Raw genomic sequence first — 20,390 nt, 5'->3', positions numbered from 1 at the left:
CCGGGTGGGCGGCTCTCTCAGGATGACAAAGCGCACTCACGCACTAACGCACTTACGCACTTACGCACTTTTTTCCCCTCACCCCATCGTCTCCCGCGTAACCTCTTCCAGCGTCGTCTCGCCGGCGCGCATGCGGTCGATGCCGGCCTGGCGGAGCGTCGTCATGCCTTCGGCGACGGCGAGGGCGCGGAGCTCGGCGCCGGGGCGGCGCGCGACGATCGCCTCGCGCAGGGCGGGGGTCAGCGGCATCATCTCAAAGAGGCCCTGCCGCCCGAAGTAGCCGCTGCGGTTGCAGTACGAGCACCCCGTTCCCTTGCAGAACGGGATGGTGGCGACCTCGTCCGGAGTGAGGCCGGCGCGGGCGGTCTCGCGCTCGGTGGGGTGGTGCGCGTCGCGGCAGCGGGGGCAGATCTGGCGCACCAGGCGCTGCGCAACGATCAGTGAGAGCGCGTCCACCAGGTTGTACGGCTCGATGCCGATGTCCAGCAGGCGCGCCACCGTGGAGGGCGCGTCGTTGGTGTGCAGGGTCGAGAGCAGGAGGTGGCCCGTCATCGACGCCTTGACCGCCGTGCCCGCCGTCTCCGCGTCGCGGATCTCGCCGACCATGATGACGTTGGGGTCCTGGCGAAGGATCGAGCGCAGCGCCGTGGCGAAGGTCATCCCCGTGTTCGCGCCCACCGAGGTCTGGCGCACGCCGCGGATCTTCCGCTCCACCGGGTCCTCGATGGTGATGATGCTGCGCGATGGGTCGTTGAGGTGGTCCAGCGCGGCGTAGAGCGTGGTGGACTTGCCGGAGCCGGTGGGGCCGGTCACCAGGATCATCCCCTGCGGGCGGTCGATGGCCTCGGTGAAGGCGGCGTACTCGCGCGGCGGCATCCCCACGCGCGTCAGGTCCACCGGCGTCTCGGCGCGCGCCAGCACGCGGAGGACGGCGTGCTCGCACCCCCAGTCGGTCGGGAGGGTGCTGACGCGGAACTCCACGTCGGCGCCGTCCATGGTGTGCTTCATCCGGCCGTCCTCGGGGGTGCGGTCCTGCGCGGAGTTGAGGCCGGCGAGCACCTTGATGCGGTTGACGATCTCGCGCCCCCAGGTGGGGTCCAGCTCCTTCACAACCACGAGCTGCCCGTCGATGCGGTAGCGGATGCGTCCGGAGTCGTCAAAGAACTCGAAGTGCACGTCGGACGCGCGCTTCTTGACGGCGTCTTCGATGAACGCCTCCACCATCTGCGGCACCTGCGCGTCCTTGACCGCGTTCTCGATCTCTTCGCTGATGGAGGCGCGGGCGCGCACCCGTGCGCCGCTCCGCTGCGCCTCGCCCATCACGCGGTGAAGCTTGTCCGCCACGGCGTAGGCGGTGCGCACCAGCGTGTCGAGCGAGTGGTCGTCGGCCAGCAGCGGGACGGGCGAGAGCCCCGTGATGTCGCGGATGCGGCTCAGCGATGAGAGGTCGTACGGGTCGCCGTTGGCAACCAGCAGGTCGCGTCCCTGGATGCGCAGCGGGATCACGCGGATCTGCCGCGCCGTCTCGCCGTCGATCAGGTCCAGGACGCTGCGGAGGGGACGTTCGGCGGCGAGGCTCACCGTCTCCACGCCGAAGACGCGCCCCAGCGTGTGGAGCGCGCGCTCGGCCGTGATTCGGCCCATCTCCACCAGGTGGAAGACGGCGCTGCGCCGCTCGCGGTCCGCAGCGGCCGCCTGGTACGCCGCCTCCACGTCGTGCGCCGCCAGCTCGCCCGCCTCCAGCAGGGGGCGGATGATGCGGTCCTGGATCGTCCCCTCGCGCTCGCGGTGCGCGGGGACGACCGGCGGCACGGGCGCGGCGCGTGGCACGTCGCGGAACGGCTCCGCGGGGGCGGAAGGGAAGGCGTCTTCGCTGTACATCGGGCTCTTCCGAGGGCTGCGGGTTCAGCGGACGGGGACGCGCACGGCCCAGGGGCGGCCGGGCGGCGTCTGGCCGCGCACCAGGTGCGGGTTGAGGGCGGCGACGGCGGATTCGGGGGCGCCGGCCCAGCGCGCGACGCGCTCCAGCGAGGTCCCGCCGGGGGCCACCACCTCGCGGTAGGCGAGCGGCGCATCGCCATCCACCCCGCCGAAGCCGAATGCCTCGGGATCTCGCGCGATGCGCGCGGCGGCGAGGAGCTTGGGCACGTAGTCGCGCGTCTCGCGCGGCAGGTAGGGGCGGATGCGCCAGTAGCGCAGCTCGCCGCCGCCAGGCTCGCCGCCGTGCATGCGCAGCGCGCGGCGCACGCACCCCGAGCCGCAATTGTACGCGGCGGCGGCCAGGTGCCATCCGCCGAGCTGCTCGTGCAGGTCGCGCAGGTGGCGGGCGGCGGCGTACGAGGCGCGCACGGGGTCGCGCCGCTCGTCCACCCAGGTGCCCACCTCCAGCCCGTAGCCGCGCGCGGTGCCGGGCATGAACTGCCACACCCCCGCCGCGCCCACCCGGCTCGTCGCCGCCGGGCGGAAGCTTGACTCCACCAGCGCCAGGTACAGCAGGTCGCGCGGAATCCTCTCCCGCGCCAGCGCCGCGCGGATGATGGGCTCCAGGTGCCGCATCCGCTCCAGCGCGCGCCGCGTCTCCTCCCGGCGCCCCGGCGCGGCCGCCAGCCGCAGCGTCCACGCGTCCACCTCGCCGGCCGGCGTGCGTCCGCCGCTCGCCGCGAGCCGCGCCCTTACCGCCGCCAGCGACTCACCGCTCCTCGCCGGCGCCCTCTCCACGACGGTCCGGCGCATCGTGCGCGTCCCTTCGGCGGGCGCGGAAGCGAACGCCTCCGGCAGCGGCGCGGGCTCGGCCGTCGGCGTGGGGCGCGCCTCCATCGACCTCACGCGCCAGGTGGCGAACGCGGTTGAGAGCGCCAGCGCGGCGAGCAGCAGCGTCCACGCGGTCTGCGACACGCCCGGCGGCGGCGCGGCGAGCCCACGCGATGTGCGTTGTGGGTGCATCGGCAAGGGATGTGGGTTCGTGCCGCGGTGTGCGGTGGGGGCACAACCAGATACCCCGGGTCCGCGGGTGCGGATCGGACCATGCGCCCCACGCGGCCCGCGGGTCCCCCCACTTGCATCCCAGCCGAAAACATGTGAGATTTTGCGCACTTCATCGTCAAGTGCTTGTGGAATATGTAGCTTGCGGGGTCTCGCTCCTGACTTCCAGCGAGCTTCCGCATACGCGCATCCGCAGACGATGCGGTTCCCCTGTCGTACTCTCGTTATCCGCTCTCATGAAACTGATGACTCTGCTACGTGCCTCTGTGCCCACCCCTGCGTCGTTCGCGAGATCGCGCCGGCTGGGTGTGATCGCCCTGCTCGGCCTGCTCACCGCGTGCGGAGGCGACTCGGGCGGAAACCCGGTCGTGACTCCGCCACCTGCGCAAACGAGCTTGGTTCAGGTGACCGGCCCGTCGAGCGGAATGCGGGTGGGGCAGACGATGCAGCTTGCCGCGACGGCGAGGGACGCCGCCGGCAACGCACTCTCCGGCCGCAGCTTCGCCTGGTCCAGCACGAGCGAGGCAATTGCTTCGGTCAGCTCGGGCGGGATGGTGACCTCGACCGCGCCCGGCACGGTGACGATCCGGGCGACGGCGGATGGGAAGACGGGCGAGGTGACGCTCACCATAACTCCCAGGCCCATCGGTTCGGTGACGGTGTCTCCGCAGGCGGCGAGCATCATCGCGGGCACCACGCAGCAGCTCACCGCGGCCGTATTCGACACCGCGGGCGGGCCGCTGGCCGACCGGCCGGTCACCTGGACCTCGTCGGACCCGGCGGTCGCCACCGTCGCGGCGAACGGGATGGTGAGCGCGATTCGCGCGGGCGGCCCGGTCACGATCACCGCGACCGCCGAAGGGAAGAGCGGTACCGCCGCCATCACCGTGACGCCGGAGCCGGTCGCCACCGTGGCGCTCGAGCCCGGCTCCGCCACCATCCAGGTGGGCGCGGCCGTCCAGTTCCGCGTGGTCGCGCGCGATGCCGCCGGAAACGTCCTCGTGGGGCGGAGCGCGACGCTCATCAGCTCCAACGCCGCCGTCGCCACGGTCGACGAGTCCGGAATGGTCAGAGGCGTATCGGTGGGCACGTCGATCCTGACGGCGACGAGCGAGGGGAAGTCCACAACGGCCACCATCACCGTCATCCCGGTCCCGATCGCGACGCTGGCGATCGACCCCGCATCCGCGTCCGTCGCGGTGGGGGCGACGCTGCAACTGCGGATCATCGCGCGCGACGCCGCCGGCAACGAGCTGGTCGGAAGGCCGGTCACCCTCGCCAGCTCCAATCCTCAGGTGGCGACCCTGAGCTTGGGCACCGTGGTGAACGGAGTGTCGATCGGCACCGCGCAGATCAGGGCCACGGCCGAGGGCAAGGAAGCGACCGCCACGATATCGGTGGTCGCGCCGCCTCCGCTGACGCGCGTATGGGAGAGCGCACCGGGCGGCGTCGCCGGTCCCGCCGCCGTGCACGGCGGCAGAATGTACGCGGTGGACATGAACCCGGGGCTGCTCGAGGCGATCGATTCGCGCACGGGTAGCGTCCTCTGGCGAGTGTCGCTGGGCGGCTCGGCGTACTACACGTACCCGGCGGTCGACCGGCTGGGCAACGTCTACGTCGGTGGCCCGGACTACGTTCTCCGCTCCCACACCCCCACCGGAACGGTACGCTGGCAGGTGAACGTGGGGGCCGAGTCCAGAGTGGCCGTATCCGGCGACACGCTCTACGCGGGGACGTCCACCGGAGTCACCGCCTACACGCTGGGCGGCACCCAGCTCTGGAAGACACCAAACCGGCGGGCACCTGCTCGTTCAGGGCGGGCGGATCTACACGCTTGGCGGCGGAGCGATTGTCGCGCTCGACCGTGCCACGGGTGCAATGCTCTGGAGGATCAACCCCGCGACCGAACCGATCATCGCGTCGGGTGCCGTGGGCAGCGATGGGACGTTGTACGTCGGTTCGCTGGACCGTAAGGTGTACGCGATCTCAGCGGCCGGAACCCTCAAGTGGAGTGTGGAGACCGGTGAGATACGCGGGGCACCCGTTGAGTCCAACGGCGTCGTCTACGTGGGCAGCGTGGGCCGCCGCCTCTACGCCCTGGACGCGGCATCGGGAGCCGTCCGCTGGAATGTGGCTGTTCCGTTCGACATCAACGCGGCGCCCGCGGTAGCCGGCGATGGCTCGGTGTACGTGGTTTCCGACCGGGTGTACCGCGTCTCCAGCACCGGAACGATCATCTCCTCGGCCACCGGAGATGCTCGTTCGCACCTGACGATCGACGCGGAAGGGTTCCTCTATCTCTCCGGAACCACCTACACCAAGCTATACGGCAGCGGTGCGGCTGCGGCCGGGTGGTCGCAATTCCAGGGAGATGAGCGGCATTCCGGCACGCGGTGACGCCGTGTGACGGGGGGGAGCTGCTTCCCTTTCGTGATCGCATACAGAGTTCCAGCGACGAAAGCGGCCCGGGCGAGTAGCCTGGGCCGCTTTCGCGACGGTGCGGAAAAAGGGGGATGCCTGGGGCTGCGGCGCGGGCAAGAAGATCACCCGGCGCAAGCGATCACTCCTGTCGAAGCGCCTCCATCGGGCGGACCCGGAGCACCTGGCTCGCCGGGCCGCCCGTAGCCAGCAGCCCGACGGCGATCACGAGTGCCGCGACCATGGGCACGAGCACGTGGCGCTGGCCGCCCATCATTTCACCGCCGCCGAGTCGGTCTACCAGCGTGACGAGGACGGCCCCCACGGCCAGCCCCAGCGCGAGCTGAAGCGCGGCGCGCGAGAAGATCGTCTGCAACACCTGGCGGCGCGATGCACCGAGGGCGAGCCGGATCCCGATCTCCCGATACCGGCGTGTGACGGCGAACGACATCATCGCCGAGATCCCTGCCGCGGAGAGAAGGAGCACGCTCAGCGTCACAAAGCCTACCGCGAAGACGGAGAATCGGGCTCCACGACTTTTGTCGCCGCCGCGAAGCTCGTCCGGGCCGGCGACGGTCATCGGGCGCCCCGGTGCCACCTCTCCGGCGATTTCCCACAGCCCCGGGACGAGGACGTTGGGGTCGATCCCCCGCGTGCGGATGGCGACGGTCACCGGCGCTGCCCCCAGCGCCGTCGGGAGATAGATGGCCGGCTTCTGAAGCTCCGGCTCGCCGCTCGCGTCGTAGAGATCGTCCACCACCCCCACGATCTCGAGCCAGGGGCCTGGCCTGGCGGAGTCGCCCGCTGCGATCGCCGTGCTGCGCACCCGGCGGCCGAGGGCGACTCCGTCCCCGAGGAAGCGACGGACGAAGGAGCGGCTGACGACAGCGGCCGCGCCTTCGGGCGCGTCGCCGGACCCGAACGGCCGCCCCGCCAGCACCTGAGCGCCAAACACATCGAAATAGTTGGGTGCGACACCGGAGGAGAACGCGACGGCAGGTGCCGCGTCCGCCGTCGTCACCCCGCCCTCGACCTCGATGCGCACGGGCTTGCCGGAGCTCGGGGGCGCCGAGGCATACGTCACGCCGAGCACGCCCGGCTCCACGGCGATCCGGCGGATCAGCTCAGCCTGGGTTTCGGCAAAGGACTCGCCCGCCTGCTCCGTGGACGGAGCGGCCAGCGCCTTCCGGGCCGGAGCTACATCCGGCTTGAGCTGGAGCACGAGCATCTCCTCGACCGGGAAGGTGGGCTCGGCGGGCGGCTTCCAATTCCAGGCGATCGCGCTCACGGGCGGGAGCACAGCCACCGCGACCGCGACCTGCACCACGATGAGCGCCGTCCAGGTGCGCCCAAGCTGCAACCCGGTGGCGCCGCCCATCTGGCGGAGTGTGGACTGCAGCCGCTGCCCGGTGGCCGCCAGCGCAGGGACGATGCTGACGATGAAGGCCGCGAGCACGGCGAGACCCATGGCGTACGCGACCGTGGACGCCGGGAGGCCGGACTCGATCCAGTACGGAAGGCCCCCCGTAACGGCAATGGGGGCGATTTGCCGGAACCCGACGTTCGCGATCAGCAGCCCGGCCACCGCCGCGAGCGAGGAGAGCGCGAGCGCCTCCACGAAGAGTTGCGTGACGATGCGCCGGCGGCTCGCGCCCAGCGCCGTGCGGACCGCGATCTCGGCCTGGCGAGATGCCGTCCGGGCGTAGACCAGTGCCGCCACGGTGACCGCGATCGCGGCCAGAACCAGAGCCCCGAAGAGCTGCATCGTCCAGACGATCCAGGCCGGGTACTGGTGCACGTCGAGCACGACCTGGGCGTACGGTCTGACGATCGGGCGGAAGGTGGCGTATGCCGCCGGGAACTCGCGCGCGAGCCGCGCGCTCACGATTCTCAACTCGGCTTCGGCCGCCGCCCTGGAAACCCCTGGGGCGAGCCGGCCGAAGATGGTCACGCGGGGGCCCTCGCCCGGGCCCTGGAGCCCGGCGTCGCTCCGGAGCGCGGTCCAGTAGCCGTGGTTGTACGGGAAGCGGAAGCCCACGGGCATCACACCCACGACTGTGTACGGGGTGCCGTCGAGGCGCACCTCGCGTCCGACGATGCCACGGTCCGCGCCGAAATCCCGCCGCCACTCATCGTGCCCGATCACCATCACGGCCGGAGCTCCTTTGGCCTCATCCGACGCAAGGAGCGGACGGCCGAGGAGCGGCGGCACCCGCGCCACGTCGAATCCCGACGCGGTCATCTCCGCCACTGGTACTCCACCCGCCGTGCCGCCCGGAACGCGCAGGTAGCGATCGGAGTCGCGGAAGGCGGACAGCTGCCGGACGGACCGCTGGCTCCCCCTCCAGGTGACCAGGTCAAAGAGGTTCGTGCACCAGCAGTCGTCGTTCCCCATATCGAGGTAGTCGAGCCCGACGATCCGGTCACCCTCGTCGAGCGGCGGGGCCGAGTAGTAGAACGCCATGAAGCTGAAGAAGACCGTTGCGATGGCAACGCCGACGGCCATCCCGAGCGCGCCGGTCACGGAGAGCGCCGGGTGCTTCGCCAGCATGCGCAGGGCGAGCTTTACGTCGGTCGTCAGCCCGATCGCCGGTGCAAACCAGCGCGCGTCGCGCACCTCTTCCCGGAACCGCTCGCGTCCGCCGAAGGTCAGCACCGCCTGGCGCCTCGCGGCTTCCGGGGTCATTCCGGCGCGGAGGTTCGTCCGCGTCTCCATCTCGAGGTGGAAGGCGAACTCCTCCTCCAGCTCGCGCTCCACCTCTTCCCGGCGGAGGAGCACCCGCAGCCGATTCCGCCATCGCGTGATCCACTCCATGTGGCCCTCTCCCGATCAGGTGGTGCGCAGGATGGTGTCCATCATTCGCACGTACTCCTGCCAGCTCCGCGACTCCTCCCCGAGTGCGCCGCGGCCAGCCGCTGTCAGCTTGTAGTACTTGGCCCGGCGGTTCTCCTCGGTAACGCCCCATTCACTCACCAGCAGCCCACGCTCTTCCAGGCGCTGGAGCGCGGGGTAGAGTGATCCCGCTCCCACGCGCAGCGCGTCGCCAGAGAGCTGCTCCAGCCGGTGTGCGATCGACCACCCGTGCATGGGCTCCAGCGAAAGCGCCTTCAGGATCAGGAGGTCGAGCGTACCACGAAGGATGTCGCTGGATGCGTGCGGTGACATTTGGCTTTCGGAGACTGGTATCGAGTTCCGATACAAATAATCTTCGTTGTATCGAAAGTCAATACCAGCGTGAGCTGGGGCGTGCGTGCCGGGGAATCGGCGGCCGGCGGGCCTGCGACTCAGGCCCACGGCCTCGATGCTCTACTGCCCAGGTGATGCGTTGGGGGATGGCCATCGTACTGCGGCGGGACGATCTCTACCCCGCCAGCGCCACGCCCGGCGGCGCCTGGTCGCGGACGCGGAGGAACTGCGTCCAGATCTCCGGATCGAAGGCGCGCGCGCGCATGCGGTCCATGCGGTCCAGGGCCTCGGGGGCGGGGATGGGGTCGCGGTAGGGGCGCGGGCGGACCATGGTGTCGTACGTGTCCGCCACCGCCACGATGCGCGCCGCCTCGGGGATGCGGAAGTCGCGCAGCGCGCGCGGGTAGCCGGAGCCGTCCCACCGCTCGTGATGGCCGAGGGCGACCACGCGGGCCATCTTCAGCACCGGGTACTCCGCGCGGCCAAAGAGGCGGTACCCCAGCCAGGTGTGCATCCTCAGCACCCGCCGCTCGTCGTCGTTCAGCGGCGTGGGCATCCGGAGGATGGCGCCCGGCACGCCCACCTTCCCCACGTCGTGCAGCGCGGCGGCCACCCGCAGCGTTTCCGCGTGCTCCGGCTGCCACCCCAGCCCTTCGGCGATGCGGAACGACAGGTCGCCCACGCGGCGTGCGTGCGCCTCCCCGGCGTCGTCGGCGATGCCGGCGTAGCGCACCAGCCCCATGACTGCGGCGCTGCGCAGCGCGGGCGGAAGCTCGCCCCCGGGGGAGCGACGGCTCGCCAGCTCGATCTTGCGCGCCAGGGCATAGATCCCGAGCTGCCGGGCCGACTCCGCGCTCGCGTTGGGGGGGAACTCCAGCAACGACATCCGCGTGGATCCGGGGTATCCAGAGGGAGGAACGGAAGGTGGACGCTCGTGCAGAGTGTACGCTTTCCAAGATACTAGATACCCCGCACCCCGGCCCATGGTTTTGCCGCCCCGCTTCACCGCCCGCAGCGGCCCCGCCACCCTCATCTCGCTGGCCGACGCCGAGGCGCGCGCCCCGCTGGCAGCCCTCTTTCGCGCCCTGGCCGCCGACCCGGGCTCCCTGTACCCGCTGGTGTACGTGGGCCCCCTCCCGCGCGGCGAGCTGGTGCGGCGCGAGCTGGAGTCCGCCTGCCGCGAGCGCGGGCTGCGCCTGGGAGGTCCCCGCGAGGAGACGGACGTGGCACTCGCCTCGCTGGCCGACGCGGTGGGGGGCGGATTCGCGGCGCGCCAGACGGTGGTGTGGGGCGCCCTCCCCTTCCACGCCCTCCCGGCGCCGGCCGCGCGGGCGCTGACGGGAGCGCTCCCTTTCGACCCGGCCGACTACGCCGACCTCGCGGCCACCGGGTGGTCGCTGGCCCCGGTGCTGGCGCGCGCCGCCTCCGCGCCGGGGAGGGCGGTGAACCCCGTGATCGTGGAGGGGCATCCTGACACGCTGGGCGTTCTCGCGGCCGAGGCGCGCATGCGGCTGGGCGTGCGCGGCGTGTACCCGGTGGAGGTCGTCTCCGCGACCGACCTGGTGCGCGGCGACCCCGCGGCCGGCGTGGGCGAGGGCGGCGCGGTCGTGGTGCGTGCCGGGCTTCTTGCTGATCCCGCGCAGCGCGCCGCCCTGGTGGAAGCGCTCGCGGCCTGGAGCGCGCGCGGGGTGCAGGCGGTGGTGGTGGGCGAGCGGGCTACGCGCGAAAGCCTCCTGGCCGAGCGCGGGTGGAACCGGATCGCCGCCCGCGCCGCCTTCGTGATGGCGGCCGACGAGCTGGGCTTGGACGACGAGGACGATGCCGCCTGGCCCGCCCTGGCCGACCTCCTCCCTGGCCACCCGCCACTCTCGCCGGAGGTGGAGGCGCCCGCGTTCCCCCTTCGCGCCTTCAACCTGCGCGACGTGCTGGAGATCGCCGACGCGCGGCGCGAGAGCGGCACCATCCTCGTCTACGCCGCCGACCGGCTGGGGTGGATCGAGGTGGCGGAGGGGACGGCCGTGGATGCGGCGCGGCTGGGTGATCCGGAGGGCGCCGCGCCCGCCGGCCTCCTCAGCGCGCGCGTGCAGGAGATGGGGACGTGGGACGACGGCACCGTCGTCGTGGTCTCCGGCCCGATGCTGCCGCGCGCCGGCATCGGACTCTCCACGCTGGCGTACGATCTGACGCGCCTGGCGGACGAGCGGGCCGCGGGCCGGACCCCCACGCTCGACCCGCGGGTCACCGGGCGCGCTCCGCTCCCGCCACACCACGTCGCGAACGCCCTCATCGCGCGCGGCCTGGTGCGCCCCGCCCTGGTCCTCCTGCGCGCCGCGGAGGAGGGGCCGGGGTGGGGCGCCGAGGACGACGTCCTCCTCGCGATGCTCCTGGCCACCGACGAGCCGCAGGGCGCCAGCCTGCGGCTGCGGCGAGCCATCTTCCGCCTCGCCGCGGCCCCCAACGACCCCGCCACCGGCGCCCTCCAGCGCGACGCGACCCTCGCCGCGCTCATCCTGGAGGTGCGCGGACGCCAGATGAGGCCCGCCGCCGCCTGGGAAACGGTGGAGCGCTGGCTGGACGGCGCCGGCGCCGGCTGGGTGGACAGCGAGCGCCGCGCCGCCGCCGTCGCCGAACTCGCCCTGCGCGCCGGCCGCGCGGACAGCGCCGCGTACTTCCTCCAGGGCGTCGCCCACTACGCCGGCGCCGACCACCCCCTGGTCCGCACCCTCGCCAAACATATACCCGTTGGGGCGTGATTCATCACGCCCACCCTCTCCCTTCCTCGACCCGCGCCTTCCGCACCGATCCCGCCACCTGTGCGGATTCCGGGTGCCAATGCCGGCGCGCACGAGCCGGCTTCAGCCGCCTTCCCGTGGTTCCAGCCGGGGGCTTCAGCCCCCGGTGGTTTCATTTCATCCCCCGGTGATTTCGGCGCCGGACCCCGGCGAGCCCGATCCACGATCCGGGGTATCTACAAGGGAGGACCCATCCACGGTTCCGCCCTCGCTCCTTCCCACCCCCCTCGCGCCGTGTACGACACCGAGGAGCTCCTTCCCCCCCGCCGCCCCGCGCCGCCGCCGCACGTGACCCCCCTGTGGGTGGTCGCGGCGCTGACCGTCGCGGCGCTGGGCGTCGCGCTGGGCGCCGCCGTGCCGCGCAACGAAGCCGCCGCGGTGCCGCCGGTCCGTAAGGTCGCCGCGCGCCCGCAGCCGCCGCGCGCAGCCGCACCCGCCGCCGCACCCCCGAAGCCGGCGGCTGCGCCGCCCGCCGTGCAGACGCCGCCGGGCTGGATGGATCTCGGTCCGGTGGAGCCGGGGCGCAGCTACGCACCCGTCGGCGGTCCGACGACGCTGGACGAGCCGGCGCTCGCTCCGGCTCCGAGCCTCCCCGTCGTGCCCGAGCCCCCGGCCACCGGCGTCAGCTCCGGGGCCGCGCCGCTTGCCATGCCGTCGGCCCCTATGCCGCCCGCGCCCGCCGCCGCCGCGCCCGAAGAGGAGGAAGTCGCGCCCGCGCCGAGGGTGCGCCGCTCGCCCGCCGGATTGATCCGCGCGACCAGGGCGGCGGAGCTTCCGCTGCTGGCGGTGAGGCGGGGGAGCGGGAGGATCGTCTTCCACGAGATCGCGCCCGGCGGCACCGCTGGCGCGGAGCTGGAAGGCGAGTGGGCGGTGGTGGGAAGATGCGGACAGCGGCTGCGGCTGGACCTGGCGCAGCCCGCGCGCAACGCGGGCGCTCCCCGCGGTGTGGGCGTGGATGTGTCCTCGTCTGGCGAGTGGGAGTCCGCCGTCGCCGTGCCCGCACAGGGCTGCTCCGCCGGGCGCATCCTCACCCCCCGCCGCGCGTCCGGCGTGGAGCGGAGCCGCTTCGCCACTGCCGCCGGGGGATTCGCACCCGACGAGCTGCAGCAGGTAGCCTCCACCGAGGGCGCGGCGTGGCTCGTGTTCGCGGGCCGCGGAAAGGGCCGCGCGGTGGTGATGCTCTTCCAGGACGGCGCCTGGCGCGAGGTGTGGTCGCGCGAGGCGGACGGCACGCAGGAAATCGCCGCCGTGCTGCGGCGCGGCGGCGCCTGGGAAGGACTGTTCGTAACCCTGCGCGGCGGAAGCCCGCACACCCTCCAGCGCGTCCGCGTCTCCGACGGCGGCGCCCTCCCCGACGCACCCGCGCCGCTCGGCGGCTGAAGCCATGCGCACGTCGATCTGGATCGCCACGCTGGCCCTGCTAGGTGCGTGCGTCCCGCCCCCGGCTCTCCCGCGCACCACGCGCGTGGCCCCGCCCCCGCGCACCTGGACGGAGCGCGACCTGAACGCGCCGCGCGGACCCGCTGTCCTCCCGCCCCGCGACAGCGTCGCCAGCCGCCGGCCGGTGCAGGGCGGCTACCCCGACGATCCTGCGACGCAGGTGTTCGCCAGCGCCGTCGCGCGTCCGCCGGAGTCGTACCGCCCCACCACCGAGGCCGGGCGGACGCTGCGCATCACGGAGATCCCCGCGGCGCGCATCCTCGCCGTCCTTGCCGTGCTAGACGCGGTCCCGCTGCGCACTGGCGTCTGGCCGTCGGCGGCGCGGGTGGTGGAGCACGACACGCTGGGCGCGCTGATCGCCACCAACACTGTTTCCCTCGCCTCTCTGGGCTCGGAGGTCGTATGCGCCGGCACCTGGCCGCGTGAGGTACCGGTGCGGATGGAGGCGTATGTGGCGGTGGAGCGCGGAGCGATGACGGTGACCCCGCGCATCTCGGTGAGCCGCTCCGCGGCGGCTTCCGCGGAGCCGGTGTGCCAGGTCGGCGTGGTCGGGCAGGACCGCATCACCGCCTTTGCCTTCGACGTGGCCGCCGCGCTCCGGCAGGCCGCGCGCATGGGGATGGCGGTGCCGATCCGGCCCCGCCCGTGACCTCCGTACTGCGGTTCGCGGCTGCCGTCGCGATCGTCGGGGGCGCGCTGTGGGCGTACGGCCCCGGCGCAGATGGAGCGGCCGCGGCGGTGTGCGGGCTCCTCCTCCTCGTGCTCTCGCTGCACGACGCAGAGACGCGCGAGCTGCCGCTGCGCTACACGCTGGGCGGGATCGCGGCGGCGCTCCTCTGGGCCGCGCTTCGCATGGGCCCCGCCGATGCCGCGACCCGCGCGCTCGCGGCGGCCGGCGTAGCGGTCGGGCTGTGGGCGCTCGCGAAGAGCGTCGGCGCGCTCGCCGGGCGCGAGGTGATGGGCGAGGGCGACGCGCTCCTCCTCGCGTTCCTCGCGATCGTGGTCGGGTTCGGCCGGATCGACACGCTGCTGGCCGCGGCGGTGACGCTGGCGCTGGCCGTCTTCGCCGCGCGCCTGCTGCCGGCGGCGTGGCGTGGGCCGGCGGTGGGGGTGGCGGCATGCCTGGCGGCGGCGGCGTTCCTGGCCGGCGGATGGGCACGGCTCGCTGCCCTGGCGCTCCCGCTCGCCGCCGTCTGGCCGCGCCGGCACCAGGTTGCCGAGCCCCTCCCTTTCGGGCCGATGCTGGCCGCGGGTGCCGTCCTCGCCCTTTTTGCGCCGGCCGCGGCGCCGTTATTCCCCTGGCCGCATCACGCGGCGGCCCTTCACGCACCCCTCTTCCCGAATCCCTCGCGATGAAGCTCCTTCTCTGCATCCCAGCCGCGCTGCTGATGGCCTCCGCGGCCCTGGCGCAGCGCCCGGTGGCGTCCGGCACGACGGCGGCGCTCGGCGGCACCGGCGCCACCGAAGCCCGGCGCGCCGACGCCCTCCTCTTCAATCCCGCGCTCCTGGGGATCTGGGACGGCGGCCCCGGCGCGTCGCAGTCGTGCCTCTCGTTCGACCTGGCGCGGCTCCCGTCGGAGGGTACCTTCGACGGGTCGGTGCGCCTGGGGCTGATCGGCGGCGAGATCGGCAAGGGGAGCCGCTACCGCCAGTACTCGGGCCCGCTGGCGAACGGGAGCTCGTACCCCGGCGCGCTGGGCGGCGTCACCTGGGGCGCCTTCCAGAACCGCGACTTTGCCCTTTCCGTTTCCACCCATTTCGCCTCGTACGCGGACATCCCCCCGGCCATCCGCGAGGCGCTCGGCGCGGGTGAGGCGGAGAGTCCGGCAACGGGTGAGAGCGGACGTAGCGTGGCCACCGTGCTCGCTATCGGGCGCGCGCTGCCGCTGGGTACGCTTCCCGGCGTCGGGCCCATGTGGATCGGAGCCACGGGGAAGGGGTGGTACCTTCACACGCACGCCCGCGGCGCCTTCGTCTCCGATGCGCCGGGCACCGAAGTGTACCGCGAGACCATCTTCCGCGGCGTCCCCGGCTACGGAGTGGACGTGGGAATCGCCGCCGCGCCCGGTCCGGTGCGCCTGGCCGTTTCGCTGAGCAACGCTTTCGCGGGGACGGTGCGCCCCGGATCCGGCCCGCGCGAGCGCACCGTCTCCATCGTGCAGGACCCCGACGGCGGGGCGACGGTCACCGAGGCCCTGGGTCCGGAGATCGGCTTCGACGACCTGGGGACGCCCCCGTTCGCCGCCGCCAACGAGGCATGGGAGGGCGCGTACTTCCCCTCCGTCCTGCGCGCGGGCGCCGCGTGGGACGCGGATTTCGGCACCGTGGCGGTGGCGGCGAGCGAGGTACTCCGCCAGGGCGGGCTGGAGGCGGAGGGGAGCACGGACCGCTTCACCGCCTCCTTTCGCGGCACACCGCGGCTGCCGCTCCGTGCGTCGTACGGTTGGGGCGAGGGGGCGCGGAGCTACGCAGTGGGCTTCGATGCCGGCTCGTGCGCGCGCCGCTGGACGCTGGGCGTAGCTCGGCGTGAGGGGCCGGAAGGCACGTCGATGGGCGTCTCCGCCTCGCTCCGGCTGATGGACCACGCCTGCACGCAGGGGCGCTGATCCGCGCACCCCCACTTTGCGCGCCGTACCGGGGGTATACGTGCGTGCCGGCGGCTCCGTGACCCGGCGCCCGGCAATCGACCCAACACATGCTGAACTTCATGTCGCACGATCCCACGGACGGAGCGGGAGGCGGAGCGTTTGCTCCCGACAACGCCCGGCAGATGATCGAGACCGCGTCGGCCTTCGCCCAGCGCGAGATGCTCCCCGAGGCCCGCCAGGCGCTGCAGCGTGCGCGGAGCGCCCTTTCGCAGCGCAGCGACGTGGGCCCGGCGCACTGGTGCAACGCCTGTTTGGTGGCGCTGGAGATCGCGGCGCGCGGCGGCGACGTTCAGGGGATGGAGGCTGAGGCCGCGCAGCTCCGCTCCCTCTCCGGTGGCGGCCAGTACTGGTCCGAGCAGGCCCGCGCGCGCATCGGCAAGAGCTCGGGCCGCGTGGACCCCGCGCGCCTGGACCGCGTCTTCGCCGTCCTCGCCGGCGATGCCGTTCCGTGCTTCGCCCCCCCGCCCGCCGCCGAGCCGCCCGCGCTCCGCGTCCCGGACGCCCGACCGCCCGCACCGGAAGGCACCGGCCGCGGCCTGATCGCCCCCACGCCACGCACTGCCGCTCCGGTTGAAGATCATCCCGTATCGGCTCCACCGGTCGAAGCTCCGTCCTCAGAAGTACTCGCGGCGCCCACATCGGCCGCCCCCGGGCTCCCACCACGGGAGGATGCTCCGGCGAGCATCGCCGGTGCCACCGCTCCAGTTCCGCCCGAACCCACAGCGACGGCTGCCATCCCGGATGCACAGGAAGCAGCCGCGTCGACAACCGCTGCGAGCATCCCCGCCGCTTCTCCGGTTTTACCCCCCGCAGCCAGTCCGGCCGCCGCGCCTGCCGAACGGTACGCACCGGTGCCATCCGCGCCGTCCCTCATCGAGCCGCGCGCGAACGAGCCCGCGCCGGGGCGGGTGTATCCGGGCGCGGCGTGGAGCGGTGCCGCCTGGATGGGCTCCGCGGAGCAAGACCCGCCCGCGGACCGGCTGCCGGCGGAGAGCATCTCCACCTCGGCGCACCGGGACGACGCCTGCTTCCAGGCAGCGTGCCACGACGAGTGGATGGAGCGGCTGGCCGAGATGGCGGACGTGGCCGACGACGACCTGCCGCTGATCTTCGTGCACGATGGCACGGGCCCGATCGACGCGCGGCTGCGCGTGACACCGGACCGCACCGACGCCAAGGAGCTGCTGCGCTCCTTTGTGGACCACATGACCCGCTGGCGCGACGACGTGAGCGACGAGGAAGCGGAGAACTTCTACGATCTCGGCACGAGCTTCCTGGAAATGGAGCAGTGGGAGAGCGCGGTGAAAGTGTTCGACCAGGCCATGCGCAACCCCGGCACGCGCGTCGCCGCTGCGGAGGGGTACCTCAAGGCGCTGATGGGGATGGGCGACCATCACGCGGCGTTCGGCGCGGCGGGGATGGCGCTCAGCAACCTCGCGGACGCCGGCGAGCCGCTTTCCGGCATCCTATTCCTCCGCGGCCAGGCCGCCGAGGAGATCGGCGACCCGCGCGAGGCGCGCCGCTGCTACGGCGAGGCGCTGCGCATCGACCGCTTTTACGCCGACGCCCGCGGCCGCCTGGCCGCACTGGGGGAGTGACGTGGGCACCGCGCACACCCCGCTCCCCGCCTCCTTCTCGCGCTTTCTCTCCGACGCGGAGCGATGGGCCGCCGAGGGAGACCGCGACCGCTCGCAGCGGGTCCTCGCGCTCGCCGCGGACCTGGCGACGCCGGCGCGCGTTCCCGCCGTCCTCCTCGCCTGGCACGCCACGGGCGACTTTCCGCCTCCACGCGCGGCGGCGTCCGCAACCGCACTGCCCGCCGCGCCGGTGGTGATCGCGGAGCTGGACCCCGCCGGCCTCCCCATCCCCGACTTCCCCACCGCGCCGCCAACGGTGGACCTCGGCGCGCCGCGCGGGATGGCGCCCACACCCCTGCCGCTCCCGGCCGAACTCCCGCCGCAGCACGCCGCGCCCGGGCCACTGCCGCTCCTGGAGCACCGCTCCGGCGGGGTGCTCAAGGGGATCGTGGCCATGGCGCTCGTCGCGGGCGCGGTGTGGATGTACCTCCCGGCCGGGATGAAGGCATCCTTTCCCGCCCCCATCCCCGGCGTCGCCCTCCCCGCGCGCGGCGGCTCGGTGGCGGACGCCGAGGACGTGCTGCGCGGCGGCGATGCGGAACGCGCGCTGGAGATCGCCCGCACCCTCCCCGCCGTGGGCGAGGACGCGCCGCGCGGCCACCTGGTGCGCGGTCAGGCCCTGCTCGCCACCGGCGACACGGCGGGCGCCGTCGATGCGCTCGCCGCCGCCGCCCGTGGCGACAACCGCGGCACCGTCGCCTGGGCCGCCGCCAAAGCGCTCGCCCGCATTCCCGGCCGCGAAGCCCCCGCCGCCGAAGCCTACCTCCTGGCCTTCGCCGCCGGCCACACCGAAGCGCGCGCCGAGACGGTCGCCCGCGCCCAGGAGCTCGCCGGCCGCCCCGACCGCGCCCGCCGCGTCCGCGAACAGGCCGTGGCGAAATAGCCAACTCCAGCCGCACCCTCCGGCGCCACGCAACCCGCACGGCGCCTCGGAGTGCATCCTTGTCCAAAACCCAACGCTAGGTTATTCTCGTGCCAACGTGCTTCGCGTCGGCAGCTTCTCGTTCCGCATCTACACGCAGGATCACGCGCCCCCGCACGTCCACGCGTACAATGCCGATGGGCGCTGCAAGGTCGACATCGGCACAGGTCAGGTTTCCAAGGTATTGGGGATGAAGAGCCCCGATGCGAAAGAGGCCTCCAGTATCGTGCAGGCGCACAGAGCACTACTCACCCTGAAGTGGGAGCAGATCCATGGCTAGGCGGCCGAACGGGTACCACGAACCCACAGATGAGGAAATCGAGGAAGCTCGGGAGCGAGCGACACGGGAAGCGCTCATCGAGCCCCGCGCGGCGTCCGCCCGCTACGATGCGGAGACGGGTCGCATCCTCGTCGAGCTCACGAACGGATGCCTGTTCGGTTTCGTCCCTACCGAACGGGATCTGCTGACGACCGCCACGCCGGAGCAGCTCGCGGCCGTCGAGGTGGACCTCGGAGGTGAGGGGCTTCACTGGGAGGAGATCGATGCCGACGTTTCGCTACCCGGCCTCATCGCCCATCGCCTGAACCTGGCCGCGTGGGCGCCGAAGTTCATGGGCCAGCGCACCAGCGAAGCCAAGTCCGCCGCCGCCCGCGCGAACGGCGCAAAGGGCGGCCGGCCGAAGCGTGACGCGGCGTAGACTCGCCCGATTTTCTCGGTCTATGAAGAGGGGGAACACTCCCTGCATCCCGTGTAAGTATGGTTGTGGTTTCGTGAAAGCGAACGTACAATGCCGGTGTGCGCCGGACCGTGTTCTCCGATGCGCACCTATCCGCACTTCCCCAGATTGAGAGACGCCGTATGGCTACAGTTCTGGGACGCGAAGAGATAGTGCAGTTAGGGCTCCCCGCGTTCGACTCTGTCGAGAGGCTGGATCGCCGGGCTCGTGAGACATTTTCCAAGGTTCCGCTGGATCTGCCCCTGGATACGGACCCATTCCAGATTCTACAGGGATCGGTTCGGGCTCTTGATCAATGGCGAGCTCTTGCCGGCATAGCGGAGGCTGTAAGCGCCTCTGGAGCCCGGACCTTCGGGGAAGTCTTCGAGCAATTTGATGACATCATCAACAGAGCACAGCTGCTCACGCGGATCGATCCGCTCGCTGTCTTCCTCTCCGATGATAAAATCGTGGCGGCAGCGAAACGGGCACAACACCAGCCGAAGCCGGATGAAAACTTTCCGCTGGCAGTGACGCCAGTGTTCGTACGAGCCGTAAGCTCTTTGCTCGAGTTCTGCCCGATCGAAGAGCTCGTTGTACTCGGCGAGCAACTGGGACACCCGGATCTTGGCCATCGGTGTCGCCTGTCTTTTGACTGGCTTCGTGCGTTCGTGCGTCGCCAAACCCCAGGTGAACAGGAGACGCTGCACATTCTGGGACGAGCTTACGCGGAACGACGCCTGACGCTGGATGATGCGGCGCACCTCCTATCTATGCCGCGCACTGATGCGGTCGCCTGGCTGGAGGAATACGGTTATGCCAGAGATCTCGACGCGGGAGCTCTGACGCCGGACGAAAGATCCGCGCGGTATGCACGCATGCGACAGGACCGCGTAGCGCGCAAGGGCGAACCGGCTTTCGATCAGCAGTTGGTGACCCGGGATGTCATCGCTAGCCAGCGGATCGAAGGGGTTGACGCACGGTTATGGCTGCAACCGGGCGTGTAGGGGTTCCGCAGGGCGATCCTGAACGAACGTACACACCGGACGAGGAGGCTCGCCTCACGAGAAACCTTCATGCGCTGCTTACCGGCGTGCATGGAGGGTTATTCTCGTCGTATCCGGTGAACCTCACGCTGCTTGAAGCTCTGCACCGGAACATATTTCGTGAGGTGCGATCACATGCTGGGCGTTCACGCTCCTCTGATTTCGGAAGTGAGTACCTGATCTTCGGCCCACACCGATCAGAGCACCGGGACACCGTATGGCAGAGTGTTGGGAAGCTGTTCGACGCCTTTGAGAGGGAACTCGCGAGCATCGAATCTGCTCCCGATGATGAAAGGTATGAGCGCCACGCCCTCCGGTTGGCGCTGAAGATCCATGCGGATCTGATCCAGATCCACCCGTTCGAAGATGGCAACGGTCGTTCCGGGCGGGCGATGATGAATGTCGTTTTGGTACGATTGGGCCTCCGACCACTGGCTATCGAACTGCCGAAGCAGGAATATCTTGCCGCGCTAAACCATTACTACAGGATGGGGAACCTGGATCCACTTGAGGATCTCGCCCTCAGAGTATACGACCTTCCTGATGGTTGATCCGGCGACGGGAAGAACATTGAGGCCCCTCCCTGGTGTTGGGATGGGCCT

At 71.8% G+C, this 20,390-nt stretch carries 18 protein-coding genes; 13 read left to right on the top strand and 5 right to left on the bottom strand.

All coding sequences use genetic code 11. The features are described 5' to 3' along the window. Positions 1-78: 78 nt before the first annotated feature. A complete protein-coding gene (locus VF584_14050; protein HEX8211292.1) occupies positions 79-1,881 on the bottom strand; it encodes an ATPase, T2SS/T4P/T4SS family in 1,803 nt (600 codons plus the stop codon). A gap of 24 nt (positions 1,882-1,905) precedes the next feature. Then, positions 1,906-2,943, bottom strand: coding sequence for a lytic transglycosylase domain-containing protein (locus VF584_14045; GenBank protein ID HEX8211291.1), 1,038 nt, complete (start codon positions 2,941-2,943; stop codon positions 1,906-1,908). A 443-nt stretch (positions 2,944-3,386) separates the two neighbouring features. Between VF584_14045 and VF584_14040 the strand changes: the two genes are divergently transcribed. Beyond that, a complete protein-coding gene (locus VF584_14040) occupies positions 3,387-4,955 on the top strand; it encodes an Ig-like domain-containing protein (GenBank protein ID HEX8211290.1) in 1,569 nt (522 codons plus the stop codon). 1 nt (position 4,956) lies between these two features. Next, complete coding sequence (locus VF584_14035; GenBank protein ID HEX8211289.1) at positions 4,957-5,379, top strand: PQQ-binding-like beta-propeller repeat protein; 423 nt, start codon at positions 4,957-4,959, stop codon at positions 5,377-5,379. A 163-nt stretch (positions 5,380-5,542) separates the two neighbouring features. Here the strand turns inward: VF584_14035 and VF584_14030 are convergent, their stop codons facing one another. The 3 genes from VF584_14030 to VF584_14020 all read right to left on the bottom strand — a co-directional run bounded on the left by VF584_14030 (position 5,543) and on the right by VF584_14020 (position 9,473). Further along, positions 5,543-8,215 carry an ABC transporter permease gene (locus tag VF584_14030; GenBank protein HEX8211288.1) on the bottom strand — a complete coding sequence of 891 codons (2,673 nt, stop codon included), beginning with the start codon at positions 8,213-8,215 and terminating at the stop codon, positions 5,543-5,545. A 15-nt stretch (positions 8,216-8,230) separates the two neighbouring features. After that, entirely contained in the window at positions 8,231-8,566 is a 336-nt protein-coding gene (locus VF584_14025) for a PadR family transcriptional regulator (protein HEX8211287.1), read from the bottom strand. 196 nt (positions 8,567-8,762) lie between these two features. Next, positions 8,763-9,473 carry an HD domain-containing phosphohydrolase gene (locus tag VF584_14020; protein HEX8211286.1) on the bottom strand — a complete coding sequence of 237 codons (711 nt, stop codon included), beginning with the start codon at positions 9,471-9,473 and terminating at the stop codon, positions 8,763-8,765. 97 nt (positions 9,474-9,570) lie between these two features. On the opposite strand from VF584_14020, the gene VF584_14015 reads away from it, so the two are divergent. From VF584_14015 to VF584_13965, 11 genes are all read left to right on the top strand, one after another. Next, entirely contained in the window at positions 9,571-11,340 is a 1,770-nt protein-coding gene (locus tag VF584_14015; protein ID HEX8211285.1) for a DUF4388 domain-containing protein, read from the top strand. Positions 11,341-11,613: 273 nt separating this feature from the next. Continuing rightward, positions 11,614-12,759 (top strand): hypothetical protein, encoded by a 1,146-nt coding sequence (locus VF584_14010; protein HEX8211284.1) that lies wholly within the window; start codon positions 11,614-11,616, stop codon positions 12,757-12,759. Between the two features lie 4 nt (positions 12,760-12,763). Then, positions 12,764-13,468 (top strand): hypothetical protein, encoded by a 705-nt coding sequence (locus VF584_14005; protein HEX8211283.1) that lies wholly within the window; start codon positions 12,764-12,766, stop codon positions 13,466-13,468. Then, positions 13,465-14,175 (top strand): prepilin peptidase, encoded by a 711-nt coding sequence (locus VF584_14000; protein HEX8211282.1) that lies wholly within the window; start codon positions 13,465-13,467, stop codon positions 14,173-14,175. The genes VF584_14005 and VF584_14000 overlap by 4 nt, the downstream gene beginning before the upstream one ends. Continuing rightward, complete coding sequence (locus VF584_13995; protein ID HEX8211281.1) at positions 14,172-15,425, top strand: hypothetical protein; 1,254 nt, start codon at positions 14,172-14,174, stop codon at positions 15,423-15,425. The genes VF584_14000 and VF584_13995 overlap by 4 nt, the downstream gene beginning before the upstream one ends. A gap of 89 nt (positions 15,426-15,514) precedes the next feature. Next, positions 15,515-17,065, top strand: coding sequence for a hypothetical protein (locus VF584_13990; GenBank protein ID HEX8211280.1), 1,551 nt, complete (start codon positions 15,515-15,517; stop codon positions 17,063-17,065). Position 17,066: 1 nt separating this feature from the next. Further along, positions 17,067-17,987: a hypothetical protein gene (locus VF584_13985; protein ID HEX8211279.1), complete on the top strand. Its 921-nt coding sequence runs from the start codon at positions 17,067-17,069 to the stop codon at positions 17,985-17,987. A 97-nt stretch (positions 17,988-18,084) separates the two neighbouring features. Continuing rightward, positions 18,085-18,306 (top strand): DUF4160 domain-containing protein, encoded by a 222-nt coding sequence (locus VF584_13980; protein ID HEX8211278.1) that lies wholly within the window; start codon positions 18,085-18,087, stop codon positions 18,304-18,306. Further along, positions 18,299-18,724 (top strand): DUF2442 domain-containing protein, encoded by a 426-nt coding sequence (locus VF584_13975; protein HEX8211277.1) that lies wholly within the window; start codon positions 18,299-18,301, stop codon positions 18,722-18,724. The genes VF584_13980 and VF584_13975 overlap by 8 nt, the downstream gene beginning before the upstream one ends. Positions 18,725-18,885: 161 nt before the next feature. Next, complete coding sequence (locus tag VF584_13970) at positions 18,886-19,749, top strand: hypothetical protein (protein HEX8211276.1); 864 nt, start codon at positions 18,886-18,888, stop codon at positions 19,747-19,749. Continuing rightward, a complete protein-coding gene (locus VF584_13965; protein HEX8211275.1) occupies positions 19,728-20,339 on the top strand; it encodes a Fic family protein in 612 nt (203 codons plus the stop codon). Before VF584_13970 ends, VF584_13965 begins: the two co-directional genes overlap by 22 nt. Positions 20,340-20,390: the final 51 nt, after the last annotated feature.

Origin of the sequence: Longimicrobium sp. (genome assembly GCA_036389135.1) — a bacterium.
In the GTDB taxonomy this organism is placed as follows: domain Bacteria; phylum Gemmatimonadota; class Gemmatimonadetes; order Longimicrobiales; family Longimicrobiaceae; genus Longimicrobium.
This window is presented reverse-complemented; position numbering and strand designations above follow the sequence as displayed.